Source organism: Corynebacterium sp. LK31 (genome assembly GCF_014335015.1).
Lineage (GTDB): Bacteria > Actinomycetota > Actinomycetes > Mycobacteriales > Mycobacteriaceae > Corynebacterium > Corynebacterium jeikeium_D.
In genome coordinates this window covers 1-1,380 of record NZ_PDGW01000031.1, presented here as the reverse complement: position 1 = coordinate 1,380, position 1,380 = coordinate 1, and the positions used below count along the sequence as shown (strand labels likewise).

The 1,380-nt window shown below is 56.0% G+C and carries 1 protein-coding gene; it reads right to left on the bottom strand.

The window, feature by feature from the left end; genetic code table 11:
• Positions 1–43: 43 nt before the first annotated feature.
• Positions 44–1,228: an IS256-like element IS3503 family transposase gene (locus tag CRD18_RS11040; protein ID WP_015382061.1), complete on the bottom strand. Its 1,185-nt coding sequence runs from the start codon at positions 1,226–1,228 to the stop codon at positions 44–46.
• Between the last annotated feature and the right edge of the window lie 152 nt (positions 1,229–1,380).

The window sequence follows — 1,380 nt, the reverse complement described above, 5'->3', positions numbered from 1 at the left end:
GGGTTAAGTAAAGAAAAGTGTGTCTTTTCCGGGCGTGTTGCGGTTATTTGATCCAGCCTTTTTGGATGCCGAGGTTGTGTTGGTAGCTGGTGTCGATGGCGGTGTCGTATTCTGCTGGTGCACCGATGTCATTGGTAGTGGCTGTGGTGTTGTGGGTGATCAGGTCTGTTGCTGTGGAAAGTGCGTCTTGACCCCATCGTTGGTCCCTGGCGATCTTGACCGGATCGTCAGGGACTTCTGTATGTAGATACAGCCACCAATCCATCACTGTGCGTTGATGCGGTAGTGATAGTCCGCGGTGTCTGCGGGCTAGTTCTTTTATGGGGGCGTTGATGCCACCTTCGAGGCTGTTTGTTGTTGCTGCAAGGTTGTCGGGGTCGATGGTTGTTGGTGGGGGTTGCAGGTAGGTAAACAGCAGGTCTCTGCGGTGCAGAGATAGCAATGATTGATAGGCCGCTCGGACGCGTTGGTGGGTGTAGACCTTGGTGTAGGCGCCGGTAACGGGGTCTTTGATGGTGGTTTTCTCGTTCATCCATTCCCGGTAGGTGTGGTCGAATTCGTGCAGGTGGGCGACCCATGTGGATGCTTGGTCAAGGTCGGTGATGCGAGTGAGTTTCAGGGCTAGGCGGTAGAGGGTTTTGCCGGCATCGGTGCGGGGGTTGCTGGTGGTGTGGCGGCGGACTGTTCGTTGGGCGTGGACGAGGCAGCGTTGGATGCGTGTTGTTGGCCAGCAGTGGTGGATGGCTGATTGGGCACCTTGTCCGCCGTCTGTGACTGCGATTAGTGGTGCGGCAATGGGGCGTAGGAGTTCGGTGTAGGCGGCGGTGGTTTCGTGTCTGGCCCAGGTCCAGTTGATGACGTGGGTTTTACTGGCTGCGATCAGGAGGCATCCGGACTTTAGATAGGTCGCGTCGAGGAAGATTTGGTCATGGATGCGGAATGAGTCGATGGTGGGTGTGGGGATGATCCACCAGCACCATCGGAATCGGTGGTGCATGGTTTGCCTGGTTACGCCATGGTGTGCGGCGAAGGTGGTTAGAGATTGGGTGCCGGTGGCCCATTGGATGAACAAAGCCATGGTGGCGGTGTTTTTGTTGTGGGTTTGGGTGTTGCGGGTAAAGGAGTGTCCGCAGTGGGTGCAGCGCCAACGGGTGGTTGATTTGCTGGTGGTGCCGTTTTTCTTTGTGTTGTTGCCGCATAGTGGGCAGCTGGGGCGGTTGGTGGTCATCCTTTAATCCAACCGGTGTGCGGTTAGCACAAATGTGGCCGGAGGTGCGGGATGGTGTGGGTAATAGCTTTCGGGGAGCTATTCTTTGGTGATTTGTGGTGTGTGGTCTGGGGTTATGGTGGCATGCGGACACACTTTTCTTTACTTAACCC